Annotated in this window: 15 protein-coding genes; 11 read left to right on the forward strand and 4 right to left on the reverse strand. The window is 45.1% G+C overall.

Going from position 1 to position 16,553, the window contains the following annotated elements; all coding sequences use genetic code 11:
* The first annotated feature begins 9 nt into the window (after nt 1–9).
* Nucleotides 10–2,271 carry a molybdopterin-dependent oxidoreductase gene (locus AC1ECB_RS27225; protein ID WP_485666675.1) on the forward strand — a complete coding sequence of 754 codons (2,262 nt, stop codon included), beginning with the start codon at nt 10–12 and terminating at the stop codon, nt 2,269–2,271.
* On the opposite strand, the gene AC1ECB_RS27230 is transcribed toward AC1ECB_RS27225, so the two are convergent.
* Nucleotides 2,268–2,519 (reverse strand): chaperone NapD, encoded by a 252-nt coding sequence (locus AC1ECB_RS27230; protein WP_485666676.1) that lies wholly within the window; start codon nt 2,517–2,519, stop codon nt 2,268–2,270. The two genes, AC1ECB_RS27225 and AC1ECB_RS27230, sit on opposite strands and share 4 nt — an antisense overlap.
* 125 nt (nt 2,520–2,644) lie before the next feature.
* Between AC1ECB_RS27230 and AC1ECB_RS27235 the strand changes: the two genes are divergently transcribed.
* From AC1ECB_RS27235 to AC1ECB_RS27270, 8 genes are all read left to right on the forward strand, one after another.
* Nucleotides 2,645–3,268: an ABC transporter ATP-binding protein gene (locus AC1ECB_RS27235; RefSeq protein ID WP_485666677.1), complete on the forward strand. Its 624-nt coding sequence runs from the start codon at nt 2,645–2,647 to the stop codon at nt 3,266–3,268.
* Complete coding sequence (locus AC1ECB_RS27240) at nt 3,240–3,917, forward strand: heme exporter protein CcmB (RefSeq protein ID WP_485666678.1); 678 nt, start codon at nt 3,240–3,242, stop codon at nt 3,915–3,917. The genes AC1ECB_RS27235 and AC1ECB_RS27240 overlap by 29 nt, the downstream gene beginning before the upstream one ends.
* A 14-nt stretch (nt 3,918–3,931) precedes the next feature.
* Nucleotides 3,932–4,609, forward strand: coding sequence for a cytochrome c biogenesis protein (locus tag AC1ECB_RS27245; RefSeq protein WP_485666679.1), 678 nt, complete (start codon nt 3,932–3,934; stop codon nt 4,607–4,609).
* Nucleotides 4,606–4,983 (forward strand): cytochrome c maturation protein CcmE domain-containing protein, encoded by a 378-nt coding sequence (locus AC1ECB_RS27250; RefSeq protein WP_485666680.1) that lies wholly within the window; start codon nt 4,606–4,608, stop codon nt 4,981–4,983. Before AC1ECB_RS27245 ends, AC1ECB_RS27250 begins: the two co-directional genes overlap by 4 nt.
* Nucleotides 4,980–7,163 (forward strand): cytochrome c biogenesis protein CcsA, encoded by a 2,184-nt coding sequence (ccsA, locus tag AC1ECB_RS27255; RefSeq protein WP_485666681.1) that lies wholly within the window; start codon nt 4,980–4,982, stop codon nt 7,161–7,163. The genes AC1ECB_RS27250 and ccsA overlap by 4 nt, the downstream gene beginning before the upstream one ends.
* Before the next feature lie 56 nt (nt 7,164–7,219).
* Entirely contained in the window at nt 7,220–8,203 is a 984-nt protein-coding gene (nirJ2, locus tag AC1ECB_RS27260; RefSeq protein WP_485666682.1) for a putative heme d1 biosynthesis radical SAM protein NirJ2, read from the forward strand.
* A gap of 138 nt (nt 8,204–8,341) precedes the next feature.
* Entirely contained in the window at nt 8,342–8,815 is a 474-nt protein-coding gene (locus AC1ECB_RS27265) for a cytochrome c3 family protein (protein WP_485666683.1), read from the forward strand.
* Entirely contained in the window at nt 8,808–10,097 is a 1,290-nt protein-coding gene (locus AC1ECB_RS27270; protein WP_485666684.1) for an ammonia-forming cytochrome c nitrite reductase subunit c552, read from the forward strand. Before AC1ECB_RS27265 ends, AC1ECB_RS27270 begins: the two co-directional genes overlap by 8 nt.
* Nucleotides 10,098–10,163: 66 nt before the next feature.
* Here AC1ECB_RS27270 and AC1ECB_RS27275 read toward each other — a convergent pair whose 3' ends face one another.
* Nucleotides 10,164–10,856 carry a Crp/Fnr family transcriptional regulator gene (locus AC1ECB_RS27275; protein WP_485666685.1) on the reverse strand — a complete coding sequence of 231 codons (693 nt, stop codon included), beginning with the start codon at nt 10,854–10,856 and terminating at the stop codon, nt 10,164–10,166.
* A gap of 112 nt (nt 10,857–10,968) precedes the next feature.
* Between AC1ECB_RS27275 and hcp the strand changes: the two genes are divergently transcribed.
* Together hcp and AC1ECB_RS27285 are read left to right on the forward strand one after the other, a co-directional pair.
* Entirely contained in the window at nt 10,969–12,612 is a 1,644-nt protein-coding gene (gene hcp, locus AC1ECB_RS27280; protein ID WP_485666686.1) for a hydroxylamine reductase, read from the forward strand.
* Nucleotides 12,613–12,882: 270 nt separating this feature from the next.
* A complete protein-coding gene (locus AC1ECB_RS27285) occupies nt 12,883–13,290 on the forward strand; it encodes an HD domain-containing protein (protein WP_485666687.1) in 408 nt (135 codons plus the stop codon).
* A gap of 11 nt (nt 13,291–13,301) precedes the next feature.
* On the opposite strand, the gene AC1ECB_RS27290 is transcribed toward AC1ECB_RS27285, so the two are convergent.
* Together AC1ECB_RS27290 and tnpC are read right to left on the reverse strand one after the other, a co-directional pair.
* A complete protein-coding gene (locus tag AC1ECB_RS27290; protein ID WP_485666688.1) occupies nt 13,302–14,576 on the reverse strand; it encodes a PocR ligand-binding domain-containing protein in 1,275 nt (424 codons plus the stop codon).
* Between the two features lie 304 nt (nt 14,577–14,880).
* The gene (tnpC, locus tag AC1ECB_RS27295; protein WP_485664464.1) at nt 14,881–16,464 is read right to left on the reverse strand and encodes an IS66 family transposase; all 1,584 of its coding nucleotides are present in this window, start codon (nt 16,462–16,464) and stop codon (nt 14,881–14,883) included.
* Between the last annotated feature and the right edge of the window lie 89 nt (nt 16,465–16,553).

The following is a 16,553-nucleotide window of genomic DNA, read 5'->3' on the forward strand; positions in this document are numbered from 1 at the left end:
GGTTTTTTCATGAAGTTTTCTCGCCGGGATTTTTTAAAAGCGATTGCCGTTAGTACGGCATTAGTTAGTTCTGGCTGTTCGCTTGACTCTGGCGGTAGAGGTGCACAGGGGACAACCTCGCAGCACGACGCGGAAAAATGGGTCAAGGGTGTTTGCCGGTACTGCGGTGTAGGCTGCGGCGTACTGGCAGGAGTCAGTAAAGGAAAAATAGTTGCGGTTAAAGGCGATCCGGAAAATACTGTTAATAAGGGCAAGTTGTGTGTCAAAGGGATACTTCTGCCTGAAATTATGGATACCAAAGATCGTTTGCTCCATCCAATGGTTAAAAAAGACGGTCAATTTGTTAACGTTTCGTGGGATGAGGCCTTGGATCTCATTGCCACAAAATTCAAAGAAGCCATTGCCCAATTTGGGCCGGATTCAGTGGGGTATTATGGTTCCGGTCAGAATATCGCGGAAGAAGCTTATGTTGCTAATAAACTATTTAAGGGAGCGATTGGTACCAATAATATTGATGGTAATCCCCGCACCTGTATGGCCAGTGCGGTAGCAGGGTATGTAACCACCTTTGGCGAAGACGAACCAATGGGGTCCTACGCGGATATTGAGCAAGCCGATGTATTTTTCATTATTGGTGCCAATATGGCGGAAGCTCACCCGGTTTTGTATTCAAGGCTGGTTGATCGTAAAAATAGTAATCCTAACGTCAAAATTATTGTTGTCGATCCCCGGCGTACCCGTACTGCCGATATAGCTGATGTTTTTCTACAGTTTGTACCTGGAACCGACTTAGCTCTGTTAAATAGCATGGCCTATGTGATTATTGAGGAAAACTTAGTTGACAAGGACTTTGTAGATCAACATACAAATTTTATGCAAGGTGAGAAAAAACTGTCCTTTGATGAATTTAAAACATTCCTCGCTGATTATGCGCCGGAAAGGGTAACAGGACTGATAGAGCTGCCTGCAGAACAAATTCGCGAAGTGGCTCGTTTATTTGCGGCAAAGGGCCAAAATACGATGTCGATGTGGACGATGGGACTTAACCAGCGGATTCATGGCACTTGGGCCAACAATCTGGTGCACAACCTGCATCTTCTTACAGGCAAAATCTGCCGACCGGGGAATACGCCGTTTTCGCTTACCGGCCAACCAAGTGCTTGCGGCAGTATCCGTGAAGTAGGTGCACTATCTCATCTGCTGCCTGCTCATCGCGTAGTGGCTAATCCTAAACACCGGGAAGAAATCGCCAAAATCTGGGGGATAGATCCTGCTAAAATCAGTCCGAAACCGGGATATCATACCATCGAACTGTTCCGGGCGGCAGCGAGTGGTGCGCTCAAAGTATTATGGGTTGTCTGTACTAACCCCGGACAGTCTATCCCTAACCTTAAACCTTACCGTGAGGGGATGGAAAAGACGTTTATGATTGTTTCCGAAACCTACCATCCGACGCGAACCAGCGAACTGGCTGATGTTGTTCTACCAGCGGCATTATGGATGGAGAAGGAAGGGGTCTTTGGCAACGGTGAACGTCGTACGCAGCATATTGCCAAGGCCGTGGAAGCACCAGGGGAAGCCAAACCAGATGTTTGGGCTCTTATAGAAGTAGCTAAGCGGCTAGGTTTTGGAGATCTATTTCCTTATAAAACGAATGACGAAATCTGGGAAGAATACCGTAAATGCACTATCGGTACGAAAATGGAGTTACCGTCTTATGATAGACTGAAAAAAGAGCGGGGCTTGACCTGGCCTGTGCCGGATCCAAACGGCCCGGATACCTATATCCGTTATGCCGCGCCCTATGATCCATATGTTAAGGAAGGCATCCAGTTTTACGGCAAACCTGATGGCCGGGCCGTTATTTTTGCCAGACCTCATGCCAACCCGCAGGAAGTCCCTGATGCTGAATATCCCTTTTATTTATCTACCGGCCGTGTTCTGGAGCATTGGCACACGTCCACTATGACAATGAATGTGCCAGAACTCAAACGTGCTATGCCGGAAATGTATGTTGAACTTAACCAGACTGATGCTGGTAAAATAGGAGTAAACGATGGTGAATTAGTAAAAATAACTTCCCGTCGCGGTGAGTGCCAGCTGAAGGCTAAAATTAATGGCCGTGGTCAACCACGGCCAGGGATGGTGTACGTGCCATTTCACGACACTGAAATGATCAGAATGATTAATTTTGTGACAATTGATGCTTTTGACGATGTCTCCAAGCAGCCCGAATATAAAATATGTGCTGTAAAACTGGCGAAAGCTTAACTGATCCTATCTTCCTTCTCATCGGCTGTTGTTATGTATGTGGGGAAGACGCCGAGTACACCGGGACTAACTTCAATGGTGCGGGCGACTTCGTTGACTTGTGTTAACGAGGCCGCTTCTACCACAATGATGATCTCTTGCTTAGGGGATACGGAATGAACGGTAACACCGCTTATGGCTGACAATGCTTGTAATACCATGCTGATAGAGCCAGTCACCGGTTGTATAATCATACTTGAAATTGCCATTGACTTTGTATACCTCCTTAAAATATTATTGTTGTTTAGTTAAGTATAAAATGGGCTCCTATGTGGCGCAATGGGTAAGATCTTAAGAAAGTATTACAAATAAGAGGGACTCTGGGGGAATGACAATGCAGGGGATCGAGGTAGAACTTGTTAATGTTTCTAAAAGATACGGTCATCGGCAATTATTCATTAATGTAAACCGGCGGATTTGTTCGGGAGACTGCATTGTGGTAATGGGTCCCAACGGTTCCGGTAAATCCACACTACTCAAAATTATTGCGGGTCTGATTAGGCCAAGCTCTGGTATAGTAAATGTACATAATCACGGCCATGAAGTAGCTGTTGATAACCGAAGGGGCTGTTTTGGCCTGATATCGCCGGAATTAATCCTCTATAACGCCATGACAGGCTATGAAAATCTTCAGTTCCTGGTACAGGCCCGCGGAATAGAGTTATCGGCTGAACGACTGCAAAGCTGTCTTGAGAACGTGGGACTAGGCGGACGCCAGCAGGAACTGCTCAGTACCTATTCAACCGGAATGCGGCAACGGTTAAAGTTTGCCATATTGGATGCCCTAAGGCCGCCAATTTGGCTGCTGGATGAACCTTCCTCCAATCTTGATGAAGAAGGCAGGAAGCTTGTAAAGCAGTTGATAAAGGACGCACTGGCGCAGCAGGTGGCAGTCATTATAGCTACTAATGAGCGAGAGGAGGCCAACTATGCCGGACAAAAAATTGCCTTGGTATAGTATGGTGTGGGCGATAGTTCACAAGGATGCGCTGTGTGAGCTGCGGTCTAGCTATGCGTTTAGCGCCCTGACGATGTTTGCCCTTGTTACGCTGGCTAGCATTAGTATGAGTTTGGCTGGCGCGGCTATCAGTTCTGCGTTGGCTGCGGCACTGTTATGGATAATTCTTTTCTTTTGTGCTATGGCCGGTTTATCACGAGTATTCGTTCAAGAGCAGGAAGCGGGAACGCTGTTCACACTTCGCCTGTACGCCAATGGGCAGGCGGTCTATTTTGGCAAGACACTGTTCAATGGTTTAGTACTAATAGCCGTAACTGTGCTTGTTATCCCGTTATTTGTTATATTGCTTAACGTTACAATACCACTATGGCTGGAGCTTGGTGCCGTGCTGGTGCTGGGTGATGTGGGAATCGCCACGATAGCTACGCTGACTGCGCTAATGGTTTGCCAGGCAGGCGGCAAGGGAGCACTGTTTACTGTAGTTACTTTTCCCTTGTTATTGCCGCAATTCCTGATGGTGATTGCAGCTACTACCTGTGTATTTGACGGTATCCTGCCTGGAGTACAGGACTTCTTGTTTATGGCAGGCTATGATATTACAGTGATAATTGCGGCATCAATTTTATTCGACTATCTCTGGGAGAATTGAAAGGGGGCTTTCCGGTGAAACGCAGTTATGTAAGCATTTCCGGTATTTGCATCTGGACGGTCGGCGTTCTCTATGCAGTATTTTATATTGTGCCGCCAGCCCAAGGCTTAGGTAATTTGGTTCGAATTGCTTTTTTTCACATACCGGTGGCCTGGGTTTCCGTATTGGCCTTGCTATTGTCTGCTGTCTGGGCATTTATGTATCTGCGTACCCGCAAGGCTGAGTACGACTGGAGAAGTTCGGCCGCGGCATCCCTGGGCTTTATTTTCTGCATTCTGGCGACAGTCAGTGGCGCAGTCTTCGCCAAACTAACCTGGGGAGCTTACTGGAACTGGGATCCCAGGCAGACAACTATTTTTATTTTGCTGTTGATTTACGGGGCGTATTTGGCCCTGCGCTCAGCCATTGAAGATGAAGAACAAAAAGCCCGCATCGCAGCGGTATATTCCCTTTGTTCCTTCATCACAGTACCATTTTTAGTATTTATTATTCCACGTTATTATTTTTCGCTGCACCCTGCACCGGTCATTAACAGTGGTGCCAGAATCGAAATGGATACTAGTATGCTGGTTGTGCTTATTGCTGCCTTGATTGCCTGCACGGCTATCTTCTGGCAGTTACTAAACTGCCGGATCAACTCCCGGCGTCAGCGCGAAGCGGCGGCCATTAGCGGGGAAGAAGGCGTGAAATGATGAAATTACGGCATAGTATCGGTTTGTTGATTATTATTGTCTTTGTGGCTTATAGCTTTATTGCCTTTCAGACTTCCCTAACACCCTATGTCAGTTTTGCCCAGGCCAAGTCTTCGACTGGAGCAGTTCAGGTACGTGGGGTGCTTGCCACAGAAAAGATATCGGTGACAGAGAACGGCAAGACTGTTACGTTTTTGTTGAGAGATGAAACCGGTGAAGCGGTGCCGGTTATTTATCAGGGGACCAAACCGGAGGGGCTGGATCAAGCCACTAGTATTGTGGCTGTTGGAAAATATCAAAACGGCCAGTTTATGGCCGAAAAATTGCTGATTAAGTGTCCATCTAAATACCAGGGGAGTGTGAAACCAGCATGATTGGCTATGCAGCACTATTTATGGCTTTATTGACAACAGGGATTGCATTGTTTTGTTATCTAAATGCCCATATGGCCTCATCGACCCGCCGTTCAGCTCAGAGGTTATCGGCTAGCCGGGACAAGGGATTATTCTACTATCGCTTATCTGCTCTGTTTATCGCCGTTACAGCCTTGTATTTGTTTTATATTATTGTAAGCGATCAATTTCAGTTTGCTTATGTATTTGGCTACTCATCCCGGGATCTTAGTCTGATTTATAAGCTGTCGGCCTTTTGGGCCGGACAGGAAGGATCTTTCCTGTTGTGGGCGCTCTTTCATGTCAGTTTTGGTTTGTTATTGGCCCGGAAAAATCAACCCTGTGCTATGACGGTATACACCGGAGTGCAAATTATGCTGCTTATTATTTTGCTTGCCAAGAGCCCGTTTATGATGCTGACAGAACCCCGGCTGGACGGATTTGGTCTCAATCCGTTATTGAAAGACCCCTGGATGGTGGTTCATCCGCCAGTACTATTTCTTGGCTATGCCGGGTTGGCAGTGCCTTTTGCCTACGCCATGGATGGCATCATAACCGGACGTCATAAAAACTGGGTAAGTCAGGCACTGCCCTGGACACTGTTTGCCTGGGCAGCATTGGGAGCCGGGATATTTTTAGGCGGTTTTTGGGCTTATAAGGTGTTAGGCTGGGGTGGCTATTGGGGGTGGGACCCGGTTGAAAATTCTTCGCTTGTTCCCTGGTTGGCCTGCGGTGCGCTGGTACATCTTTTATTGTTGGCACGTGTCAGGTTAGCAGCCGTCAGACCGGCCAGTTTTGCCGCACTATTTACTTTTGTCCTGGTTATGTATGGAACTTTCCTCACTCGCAGCGGAATACTAAGTGATTTTTCAACCCACTCTTTTAGCGACGAAGGGGTGGGCGGAATATTGGCCAGTTTTGTACTAATTACTGCGGTTAGCGCTCTGGGGATACTGATTATTCGCTGGCCGACTCTGCCTGAGGGTGAGTTGTATCCGGCGGTTAAGAGCCGGGAATTTTTCCTGGCGGCAACGGCAATTATTTTTGCGGCGCTAGGAGTTATCGTCCTTGTCGGCATGTCAACACCACTTGTGGCCATGTTGCTAAGCAATCCGCAAAATGTCAGTACCGCCTTCTACAATACAACGACTTTGCCGCTGGCGGCTGGTTTGGCCTTGCTGCTTGCTGTCGGATCTTTAGTTGGCTGGGGCGAAACTAGAACCAGTTTATTGGCTCGCTATTGGTGGATTGCAGGCTTAGCCATTATTTCGATGGTTCTTGCGGTAGCCGGTGGAATTCGTCAGCCGGTTGCTTTCGTGACAGTCGGGCTGTCTGCGGCGATTATTGCCGCCAGTATAGTGGCGGTAAGAGTTAAGAGAATTAGCCGTGGTGCCGGACTTACTCATGTTGGCGTAGCGATCACTCTTATCGGCATTCTGTTTTCATCCTTGGCTACTCAATCTGTGTATGTAAGCTTTGAGCAGGGGGAAAGTAAACAGGTTTTGGGAACTGACTTTACTTACCTGGGAATGCGGCCGGATACTGAGGAGCAGGGCTTTTACCAAAGCTTTTCCTTGGCAGGTGAAGCCAATACTGTTTTAGAGCCATATACAAAGTTGAATAAGGAAGGCCGTCCGGCAGCGCGGGAACCCGGAATTTATCGGATGTTGTCCGCAGATATCTATTTAGCGCCAGCTATGCAGCAAGAGGAAAGCCCGCATAAAGAAATGACCTTACATAAAGGTGAACAGAAACAGGAAGAAGCAGTAGCGGTTAAGCTCATCCGGTACGGTATGGGCGGCAGTGGGGCCAGTGGTGACATGCGGGTATATGCACTGCTGGAAGTTACTCAGGATGGTAATGCCGAAGAGGCTAAGCCGGAATTAATATCACGCAACGGGCAGATGATACCGGTACCTTTTAAAGTATTCGGCCATTATGAACTAATTCTTACGGCACTCAATATGGGGGATGGGACAGTAACAGTTGGGATAAAAGATTTAGCGGCGCCGCCGGAGCAGTCGCGCGTAGATGTGGAAATCAGCCGCAAGCCGCTCATAAACCTTGTCTGGCTGGGAACTGTTTTAATAACGATCGGCACGGTCGCGGCAGGCGTTAGTCGGCGAAAGCTTTGTATGAATAAAAAGGCGGCGTCTTCTTAAATAGAACACAGAGAAAAAAAAGGATGCTATCAATATGACTGAAAGGAGCAAGTACGATGATTATCTCCTGGAATACAACGCAGGCTTGTAACATTAGCTGTATTCACTGCTATCGCGACGCCGGGATTAAGCGCAGCGACGAACTGGATACTGCTGAAGGAAAGAAACTGCTCTCGGAAATAGCGAAGGCTGGCTTTAAGATTATGATTTTTAGTGGCGGTGAACCGCTGCTCAGGCCTGATATTTACGAATTGATCAGTCACGCCCGCAATTTAGGTATGCGCCCGGTGCTAGGGACCAACGGTATTCTGATAACTCCTGAAATTGGCGGTAAGTTAAAAGAAGCCGGTCTGGTATGCGCCGGGATCAGTCTGGATAGTAAGGATAAGGCTCAGCATGACAAGTTTCGCGGTTCAGACGGCGCTTGGGATAAAACATTGAGCGGCATGGCGGCCTGCCGCTCTGCCGGGTTGCCATTTCAGATCCATACTACTGTTACGAACAATAATCAAGGCGAGATTACCGCCATTACCGACTTTGCTGTTGAATTAGGGGCGGTGGCTCATCACATATTTTTCCTGGTGCCTACCGGGCGCGGCAAGGATATTGAAGCGACTACGCTTAAGACGGCCGATTATGAGGCCCTATTAGAGCGCATTCTTGATAAACAGACTGAGGTACCTATCGAGATCAAGCCGACTTGTGCGCCGCAATTTATGCGTATTGCCAAACAAAAAAATATACCAACGCGTTTTACCAAAGGCTGCCTGGCAGGTACATCCTATTGTGTTATTTTGCCTAACGGAGATGTGCATCCTTGTCCGTACTTGCCGCTAAAAGCAGGGAATGTGCGGGAAAAAGCATTCGACTTACTTTGGAAAGAAAGTCCGCTCTTTCATGAGTTCAGGCATGAACCGTTGACAGGTGCTTGCAGCCGGTGCGGCTATGATGACATCTGCGGCGGTTGCCGAGCTAGAGCTTATTATTACTCGGATGGCAATTATTTAGCAGAGGAGCCGTGGTGCAGCTGTGGGCGCTAAAAGATATTTTACAGTACTCAGGAATTAAAAAAGATCAGTATGCGCTATTTTGAGTAGGTGCTACAACGTTGTCAAGGGGTCATTGTCCTTCTGCCGGGACTTATAATTAGCCCAAAAAAGAGGAGAGGAGGGATATTGTTGGATATAAGTCAGTACTTAAACCGTAACGCGTTAAAGCTGATGGCAATTGGTTGCGCTGTCGCAGTGGTGGGGGTTTTGTTTGGAGCTTTTGGCTATGCTCACGCGGAAACACCTGAGTTTTGTGGAAGCTGCCATTCTATGGAACAGGCTTATACATCCTGGCAGGCGTCTAACCACAAACAGATTGAATGCGCTGAGTGTCATCTGCCAAATGGCAATATAGCGGTAAAATTGGCTGCTAAAGCTCAGACCGGTATGAATGATGTGTATCATGAAGTACTGAGAGATTATCCGGCAACAATCCAGGTATCAACAAAGGGAAAAGGCTATATAGCAGATAACTGCCTGCACTGTCATCAGTCTACGGTTGAAAAAACCGGCATGGGGGCCGGTGGGCAGGATTGCACCCAATGCCATCGGGGCTTAGTCCATGGCATGAACAAAAGCAAAGGAGGGATAAAGCTTGAATAAATCACAGAAATCTATGATTGCTTTGCTAGGTGTGCTGCTAGTTTTCTTTGGTTTTGTTATTATCAGGATTGGCTTTGCCAAGCCCGCATCTACCGTCAAAATAGCAAAAATTCCGGCAGGGGAATATGATCCGGCGGTATGGGGGAAGTTTTATCCATTGGAGTATGAGAGTTATATGAAAAACTCTATTATGGAGTCATCGCCAACAGGGTATGGCGGCAGTTTGAAAGTTCAGAAATCTGATATGATGCCTGAAATCAAAACTAATTTTAAAGGTAATCCTTTCAGTGTAGACTATACCGAAGATCGTGGTCATGTTTATGCACTTGAGGATATTAAAGAAACAAAGCGGATTGGGCCCAAATCGCCGGGAGCCTGCATAACCTGCAAGACTCCTTATCTGGAAAAGCTTGTCCAGGAGACAGGCTGGGGTTATGCTAAACTTCCGTTTTCCCAAGTGATGGATACGATTCCGTCCCACGGCTATATCAGTTGCGCCAATTGCCATGATCCCGGAAATATGAATTTGCGGGTCATTAACCCGGCGTTTATCGAAGCAATGGATCGCAAGGGTGTTGATGTAACTAAGGCGAGTCGTGAAGACATGAGGAGTTATGTATGTGGCCAATGTCATGCAGAATACTTTTTTGAGCCCAATACTTCTCGTGTTGTATTTCCCTGGGATAAAGGCTCGAAACCTAGTGATATTTATGCTTATTATCTTGATAAACCACTTGGTTTTATGCAAGACTGGCAACACCCGGATTCTAAAGCTGCAATGCTAAAAGCGCAACATCCCGATTTTGAAACTTGGTCTACAGGAACCCATGGTAAGGCGGGGGTAGCTTGTGCTGATTGCCATATGCCATATGAGCGCAAGGACGGGCAAAAATATAGTTCACATACGATGACCAGCCCGCTCAAAAACCTTGATGCGTCATGTGGTGCTTGTCATACGCAAGGCAGCGCCTGGCTGCTGGATCAAGTCAAGACTACCCAGGATTATACCTTTGAAGTATTGCATGCTGCTGGTCAAAACGTGGCACGTGCCCATGAGGCTATCAAAAAAGCTTCCGAGATACCTAATGTGAATCAGGACGAATTGGCTAACGCCAGGGAACTGGTGCGCAAAGCCCAATGGTACTGGGATTTTGTCGCTGCTGAAAGCAGCATGGGTTTCCATAATCCTGATCAAAGTCTGAATTCAGCCGCTCAAGCCAGTGAATTCGCGCGTCAGGCAATTGAGTCTGCTAATCGGGCTGCCGGTATAAACCTTTTCTAGTATTAAGCAGTGAATAAATAGAATGTAAAACTCAGGACTCAGCCTAGAGCTGTAGTCCTGAGTTTTTTACCGGATAATCTTTTTCAGAGCATCCAGATTTTTAATTTTTATAGCTGATCGATAATATTCAATCAGACCTTCATCGCGCATTCGGCCCATTTCTCTTGAAAGAGCTGTCCGGGAGACATTCAGGAAATCAGCTAAATCGTTACGGTTTAACATGGTGGTAAACGTCTGGCTGGCGGCTAATTTATGCTGTTCCAGTAGATAGGTACTTATTTTTTCACGCATTCCCTTAAGCGCAAGGTATTCGACTTGCCGGTTCAGCAGGATTGCTTTCTCCGACATTATTGTCAACAGATTGGTGATAATTTGTTTATGATTTGCACATACATTGGAACACGTTCCCACAATTTTTATTGCTGGTAGAAACATTACCTGACATTCATCCTGGGTAATAACTGAAAAAGGCCAAATACCATTTACGGAGAATACAAACATTTCGCCAAACATGTCTCCTGGTGCCAGCAATGTCATAACAATCCGGTTTCCTGCTGCATTTTCCTTTATTACAGTTGCCTTGCCGGTAAGCAAAATACCCAAGCCGGTAAAACTCTCTCCTTCAATTGTGACGTAACTGTTCTTAGAATAGCTACAAACTTTGGGTTGTAAGCAATTAATTACAGCTTCCAGTGCATCTGCTGTAATTCCGTTAAACAATGGTGATTGCATGAGGACCTCTAAAAATTTAGTACTCAAAACGCACCACAACCTCACTTTGGTAGCTATGGCTACCGATTTTTATTTTATATTATAATACAATGAAAACAAGAAAAACAAGTTAACATTAAAACTTAAGGAGGAGAATAAAATGTCAGACATGTTTTGTTTTCAGTGTGAACAAACCGCCGGTGGTAAAGGTTGTACTAAAGTAGGTGTATGTGGTAAAAGTCCTGAGGTCGCCAATAAACAAGATGAACTTACTTGTGCCCTTGTTGGTCTGGGACGAGCCGCAATAAAAAACACACCTTCCAAATTGGCTGATGAGCTCATGATGCTGGGGCTATTTGCTACGATCACCAACGTTAACTTTGATAAATTACGTATTAACGAATTAATCAATCTAATTCAGGATGAAAAAAACAAGTTAGATTCAAGTGCGAAAGATTTTCCTGTTAGTAATTTATGGACTGGTAATGAGGACATTGTATCATTACGCTCCACCTTGCTGCTGGGTCTGCGGGGTATGGCAGCCTACGCCTGGCACGCCTATGTGCTGGATAAAAAAGATGATGAGGTTACCGCGTGGTTTTATAAAGGAATGCGCGCTATCGGTGAAGAGCATACTGCGGAAGAATGGCTGAATCTGTTGATGGAATTTGGGCAAATCAACCTAAAATGCATGGGCCTGCTGGATGAAGCCAATACAACAGCTTTTGGACACCCTGTACCGACTAAGGTTTCGACGCTTGTAGAAAAAGGACCGTTCATTGTTGTTACCGGTCATGATCTGCATGATCTGAAGCAGCTGTTAGAGCAAACCGCAGGCAAAGGTATTAATATTTACACTCATAGTGAAATGTTACCGGCTCACGCTTATCCCGAACTAAAAAAATACGCGCACCTCAAAGGTAATTTTGGCACAGCCTGGCAAAATCAGCAAAAGGAATTTGACAGCATTCCCGCGCCTATTCTTTACACCACCAATTGCCTGATGCCACCAAAATCGTCATATGCCGACCGGATTTTTACAACCGCTGTAGTCGGCTACCCTGACCTGAAGCATATCCCTGATGCAAATAGTAAAAAGGATTCTGCCTCAATTCTTGATAAAGCAATGGAGTTATTTGGTATTGGGAGCAAAGAAAATAAAATGGCGCAGAAGGATTTTACGCCGATTATTAACAAAGCACTGGAACTTGGTGGCTGGAAAGAAGATAAGCAGTTTACCGGTATTAATGGCGGGACTGAGTTAATGACCGGATTTGCCCGTAACGCTGTATTAGGTGTGGCTGATAAAGTAATTGATGCTGTCAAAGCCGGAGCGATTAAACACTTTTTCCTTGTTGGCGGCTGCGACGGTGCCAGACCAGGTAGAAATTATTATACAGAATTTGTTAAAAACACGCCGAAAGATACAGTAATTTTGACCTTAGCCTGTGGTAAATACCGGTTTAATGATCTTGACATTGGTGACATTGGCGGAATTCCCCGGATACTTGATATGGGACAATGTAATGATGCTTACTCTGCCATCCAGGTTGCTGTTGCCCTTGCCGGTGCCTTCAAATGCGGTGTTAATGACCTGCCACTAACACTGGTACTTTCCTGGTACGAACAAAAGGCTGTATGCATATTGCTTACACTACTCGCGCTTGGCATAAAGAATATCTATATCGGGCCGACCCTGCCGGCTTTCTTATCGGGTAATGTACTGAACATCTTGGTTGAAAAATTCAATTTAAAACCAATCAGCACTCCGGAAGACGATATCAAAGCTATTCTTAGCCGCTAATAATAGCTAGAAATAGTAAACCCTTGGTTCGGGATATCCCGTACTATAAAAGGCGGTGCTTTGTCACCGCCTTTTATAGTGGTATGATAATCTGTCATAGCAGTTTTTTGAAAATGGTCTAAGATAGAGAAGGAATCTATAAATCCAATGGGGTGATACGGTGAAGCAATCAAAAAAGAAGAGTATATCCTGGAACTGAAAGAACACTTCGGCTCAGATGAGCGCCGCATTAATCATGCGCTTAAGGTATTGGCTGCTGCCGAAATAATAATGAGTGGCGAGCAAGTTAACGGTATAACTCATGATGTGGTTATAGTTACCGCTTTGCTGCATGATGTGGGGATCAAGGTGGCTGAACAAAAATATAATTCTTCAGCCGGGCCTTACCAAGAGCTTGAAGGACCGCCAATAGTGAGGGACATCATGGTTCGCCTCGGTGCGCCGCAAGAGATCATTGAGAGGGTGACTTATATTGTAGGTGGTCACCATACTGCCCGCAAGAATGATGGTTTGGACTTCCAAATTATTTGGGAGGCCGATCTGCTGGTAAATATTGAAGAAGAGGGATTGGACGGGAATACTCAGCAATTACGGAAGCTTATTAATAAGAATTTCCGGACACCAACCGGACTTCGCATGGCACGATTACAGTATAACTTAGAGAGTGAAGGCTTCTAAATTTATATGGTTCATCCGGTGCCGGGTTTAAACATTATGGTAATGGTTGTTCCCTGAGAAGCAGAATCCACCAAGATCTTAGCGCCATGTCTTTCTGCAATCCGATAGCATATTGGTAAGCCTAAACCTGTCCCGTTTTCTTTCGTGGTGAGGAATGGAGTACCCAGTTTCTGCATTACCTCGTCTGGTATCCCTGTCCCATTATCTTTAATCGAGACCATAATAGTACCGCTTTGTTCATAAGTCCTAATTGTAACTTCGCCACAATCTTGCGTGGCCTCAAAACCATTGCGCACAAAATTTAAAATCATCTGTCGGATTTCTTTTTCATCAAACTTGTTATCCGGAATTCTACCCAAATCTGTAAACAATTGCTGTCCTCTACAGGACGCATCAGCCTGCAAAAGTGGCTGCAAAGATTGTATAACATCATTTATATTGCCGATTTTCATCGTAACAGCTTTGTTTTTGGCTAAAGACAAGTACTCAGTGATGATGCTGTTCGCCCGGTCTAATTCATCAATCATGACACCAAAATGATCATGGTATTTAGTAAAATCATTCTTTGATTGAAACAACTGTAGATAACCGCGCACCGTTGTCATTGGGTTACGGATTTCATGGCCAATGCTGGCGGCCATTTCACCGACAACGTTAAGCCGCTCCATTGTCGCTGACATTTGGTTTAAATTGCTATTAAGGACATCTGTAGTTTTTATTAGTTTTCTTTCATGGTAGGCTATCTTAGATAGACTATTCGCAACGTTATAAAGAACATTTGCAGCAGCTTCAATGCGTTTCGGAGTTAATATTGTAACTTCATTTACCGCTTTAACATAGTCTTCTTCGTTAACCCCGATTTCTTGCGCAAATTTCCGATATTTCTCCTCAGGAGGAGTGTGGGTTACTATTTGTCCACCCAAAATTGTCCCAATAAGCTGGCCTTCGAGAATAATTGGCGCTGCAAAGTCAATAAGACCTGCATGACATTCATATACTACCGGTTTACCGGTTCGAGCTGCTTCCTCGCCACCTTTTCGGTGTGATTCAGCGCAACGCTTATCACCACACTTAGTTGAATGCGTGTAATCCATACAAAAACTGGTATATCTACTTGGAGTAGTAATCGGCTTACCATTAACATCCACGGTTACGCTGGCCAATCCAACGCTCTCGGCAAAATCATCCTGAAAGCGTTGAAGGAATTTGAGATCAATTACGTCAGTCAACTTGATATTGTTTATGTCATCTGTTTGCCTTTTGTCTTGCTCGTAGACTTGCACCATATTGATTTCCCCCTATTATAATAGTAACTATCAGTTTAATTGGAATGATCGATTTAGTTTTAAGTTATAGCATATAAATAAGTTAATGACTTGCAAAAAGTCTCAACAAAAATTGATTATATATATAATTTGATAAAACAGGTCTAAAAACCTTCCAAAACATCCAATAATTTACTATTTTTAGTTTATTTAGATTTAAATTGTCATTTTGCAATATAATGTAAAAACGATCTGGAATATAAAAAATGAGAACCGGCCTTGTTTATTCAGTAAGCGTCAAAAATGCCGTCACCTTGACAACAAGTCATTTGGTAACGGCATTAGTTTTACAGTAATCTGGAACAAAACTGGGCATTAGTCGTTGTAGTGCCTCAACATCATTTCGTATATCCCAGTTGGGTGCGTTTTTAAAAATATAAGTCAGGTAGGCATATGGATTGAGCCCATTTTCCTTTGCGGTTTCTATTATGCTAAACACAACTGCGCTGGCTTTAGCTCCTCGCGGTGTGTTGGCAAAGAGAAAATTTTTGCGGTCAATCACAAACGGCTTAATGCTGCGCTCGGCGCGATTGTTACTGATTTCCAGCCTTCCGTCCAGTAGATATCGTTCGAGATATTTCCATTGCTCCAACGTATAGTGCACGGCTCTGCCAAATCCGCTCTTGGTAGATGCCTTTACTGTATGAAGGTACGACAAAAACTCGTCAAGCACTGGTTTTGCCAGTTCCTGACGCTTTTTATAGCGTTCTTCCGGTGTACAATCAGCTAGTTGGCGCTCAATAGTAAATAGCTTATCGCAATATTGTTTGCCACGTTGCGCCCCAGAGCCTTCTCGGTCTTTTTCCAAAAGGCCTTTTAGCGCCTCGTCAAATTTTCTTCTGGCATGTGCCCAGCAGCCCACAATGACGATTCGCTCCGGCAAGCTATGATACCCGGCATAACCATCCGTATGAAGGTAGCCGCTAAACTCCTGCAAAAATTCTAAAGGATGCTTTGCCTTCCGGTCTGGCTGATAATCACACAGCACAATAGGTATACTAGCACACCCGCCAGTTCTATACAGCCACATGTAGCTTTTGCTTTGCGCAGATTTGCCCGGCTCGTGAAGTACCTGTAAAATGGTTTCATCTGCGTGGAGCACTGGCTGTATGGAAAGTAGCTCTTTAAAGGCATCATAGATTGGCTCCAGCCAATCTTCAGAACACCGAATTAGCCAGTTAGACATAGTTTGTTTGGAAAGAGCTATGCCCATACGGCTCAAATCTTGCTCCTGGCGATGCAATGGCATTCCATTTGCAAATTTCTGTGTCATAATATGAGCAACTGCTTCTGGAGAAGCAAAGCTTCCTTTGATTACCGGCTTGTCCATTGGTGCCTTGATAATAGGCACGCTGCATGAATTGACTTCACAGTCGCGGCAGGCATATACATAGTCAATATGTTCTACGATAACTGCCTTGGCCGGGATGATCTTCAATTCGCGGCGGACATTTTTACCCATAATATGCAGTTTTGAACCACATTCCGGGCATTCCTGTTCATGTTCCGGTAAAAAATGCTCTACAACCTCTATTGGTAAATCGGCAGGAATGGTCTCTTTTCTTTCTTTGACATTCTTACGATAATGCTTCTGAACTTCAGTCAATTCAGGCTCGGGCACCCGTTCATCTGCTGTTGCCTCCGCCTCGTTAAAAAGATTAAACTGATCGTATTTGCTTTTTTCACTGGAGGAGCCGAACTGTTTTTGTTTGGAAAGACGCATTTGCTCCATCAGCCACTTGACCTGTTGAGTCAGTTCCTCATTTTGTATTTTTAGTGCCTCATATTCAGTACGAGAAACAGAGATCATTTCTTCTTGTGTATTAGTACCGTTCACTAGAATTTTCATGTAATAATTATACCATATTTTATGGCTTTTTTCCATGAAAAATCCGTTAAATCCATTGATTTTGCAGGATATTTAGGACTTTCAGCAAA

The sequence above is a fragment of the Sporomusa sp. 246TCP1 genome, assembly GCF_057319775.1.